Origin of the sequence: Micromonospora sp. ATA51, assembly GCF_016802855.1 — a bacterium.
Lineage (GTDB): Bacteria > Actinomycetota > Actinomycetes > Mycobacteriales > Micromonosporaceae > Micromonospora > Micromonospora sicca.
Window position 1 is genome coordinate 1 of record NZ_JAEVHJ010000570.1, and the last position, 2272, is coordinate 2272.

A 2272-nucleotide genomic window follows, 5' to 3' on the forward strand; every position below is an offset into this window, starting at 1 on the left:
CACCGTTACGGCGCGCCCACTCAGCAAGCTTCACAGAACGATACTAACACTCATATATTCGTATGTTTGATCACGGGAGAGTGAGCAGTTGTCAGCCCCCTCGCCGCACCCCCACCCCGGCGATCTTGCAGTTGGGTCCGCGATTCACCCCGGTCCGTGGCTTTCGCTCGGGCGCCGGCCCGCTGTCGGTCAGGACGGGAAGCGGCGGGCCAGGTCGCGACGCCGGGGTGTACGCGATGGCCAGCCCCGCCCTCGACCACGCCGACGAGCGGATCGACGTCGTCGGCGTGCCCGGGGTGACCGCCGCGCTCGCCGCGTCCGCGCTGCTCGGTGCGCCGCTCGGCCACGACCACGCCTACCTGAGCCTGTCCGACCTGCACACCCCGTGGGAGGTCATCGCGCGCCGGGTCGCCGCCGCCGCCGAGGGGGACTTCGTGGCGCTGCTCTACAACCCGCGCAGCCGGGCCCGGGACTGGCAGCTCGGCGCGGCCCTGCGGACCTTCGCCGCGCACCGCCCGCCGCACACCCCCGTCGGCGTGGTGCGCAACGCCAGCCGGCCCGGCGAGCGGGTGCACCTGGCCACCCTGGCCACCCTCGACCCGGCGCTGGTCGACATGTACAGCGTGGTCGTCGTCGGCAGCTCGCAGACCCGGATCGTGGCCGGCCGGATGGTCACGCCCCGCGGCTACCGGTGGCACCCGTGACCGCCGGCCCGCCGCCGGCCCCGCCCGCGCCCGTCGGCGCCGGGCGGACCGCGCCGGTGACCGTCGACGCCTGCCAGGGCTGCGGCGCCTGCCTGCTGACCTGCCCCGAGCACGCCCTGCGCCCGGTCCCCGGCGGCCTGACCGTCCGCGCCGACCGGTGCACCGGCTGCCTGGAATGCCTGGAGATCTGCCCCGTGGACGCCATCCGCGTCAACCCCGAGAACCGAGGAGAACGATGACCGCCACCCAGACCACCGTCGCCCCGCCCACCGGCCGGTGGAGCCGAGCCGAGCGGGTGCGCCTCGGCGGCATCGTCTGCGCCGTCGCCATGCTGCACGTCGTCGGCGTCAGCCTGTACCTGTACTGGAACCACCAGCCGGTGGCGGCCGGCGGGCTGGCCGGCGCCGGCACCCTGGCGTACCTGCTGGGGGTGCGGCACGCCTTCGACGCCGATCACATCGCGGCGATCGACGACACCACCCGGCTGATGCTCCTGCGCGGCCGGCGGCCGGTCGGCGTCGGCTTCTTCTTCGCCCTCGGGCACAGCGCCGTGGTGCTGCTGCTCGCCCTGGTGATCGGCCTCGCCTCGGCGCACTTCACCGGCACCGGGCTGACCCGGATCCGCGAGGTCGGCGCGACGATCGCCGTGATCGCCGCCACGCTGTTCCTGGCGCTGGTCGCCGTGCTCAACGCCGTGGTGCTGACCGGGCTGGCCCGGCTCTGGCGGCGGCTGCGCGGCGGGGCGCTGGACGAGTCCGAGCTGGACCTGCTGCTGCTCAACCGGGGGCTGCTGCACCGGGTGCTCGGCGCCCGCGCCCGGACGCTGGTCCGCTCCTCGTGGCACATGGCCCCGGTCGGGTTCCTCTTCGGCCTCGGCCTGGAAACGGCCAGCGAGGTGACCCTGCTGGCGCTCTCCGCCAGCACCGCGGCGGCCGGTGGCCTGCCGGTGCTGGCCCTGCTCACCCTGCCGCTCCTCTTCGCCGCCGGAATGTCCGCCATGGACACCGCGGACAGCCTGCTGATGAGCCGCGCCTACTCGTGGGCGTACCGGCAGCCGGCCCGGCGGCTCTGGTACAACCTGGCCACCACCGGGATGACCGTGCTGGTCGGCGGCTTGGTCGCCACCGTCTACCTGGCCGCGCTGCTCACCGACCGCTTCGGCGTCACCGCGCTCGCCGGGTACGCCTCGATCGCCGACCACTTCGAGCAGCTCGGCTACGCGGTGGTGGCGCTGTTCGCGCTGGCCTGGGGCGGCGCGATCGTGGTGTGGCGGCTGCGCGGCTTCGACCGCCGGTACGGGCAGGCGGGCCGATGACTCGTGTCGTGCACCCCATCGAGCAGGAGTCCTACCGCATCCTGCGGTCCCGGGTCGACCTGACCCACCTGCCGCCGCTGACCCGGGCGGTCACCGAGCGGGTGGTGCACGCCAGCGCCGACCTCGACTACGTCACGGGCCTGGTCTGCGACGAGAGTTGGCTGATTTCACTCCAAAGGGCGTGCTCAGTTCACCCCGGAGCCCGAGCTCCTTCGCCGGTTTCGTCTGACGGGGGACGCCGCAGGCTCAGCCT

The 2272-nt window shown here is 73.9% G+C and carries 3 protein-coding genes and 1 pseudogene; all 4 read left to right on the top strand.

Translation table 11 applies throughout. The features are described from left to right. Nucleotides 1-194: 194 nt before the first annotated feature. A pseudogene (locus tag JNW87_RS37830) lies at nucleotides 195-704 on the top strand (SAM-dependent methyltransferase); the annotation flags it as partial. Beyond that, the gene (locus JNW87_RS41125) at nucleotides 701-943 is read left to right on the top strand and encodes a DUF362 domain-containing protein (protein WP_109800325.1); all 243 of its coding nucleotides are present in this window, start codon (nucleotides 701-703) and stop codon (nucleotides 941-943) included. The pseudogene JNW87_RS37830 and the gene JNW87_RS41125, both read left to right, overlap by 4 nt. Next, complete coding sequence (locus JNW87_RS37840; RefSeq protein ID WP_238455381.1) at nucleotides 940-2019, top strand: HoxN/HupN/NixA family nickel/cobalt transporter; 1080 nt, start codon at nucleotides 940-942, stop codon at nucleotides 2017-2019. Before JNW87_RS41125 ends, JNW87_RS37840 begins: the two co-directional genes overlap by 4 nt. Continuing rightward, a partial coding sequence (locus tag JNW87_RS37845; RefSeq protein ID WP_238455382.1) for a precorrin-8X methylmutase occupies nucleotides 2016-2272 on the top strand: 257 nt, incomplete at its 3' end. The genes JNW87_RS37840 and JNW87_RS37845, both read left to right, overlap by 4 nt.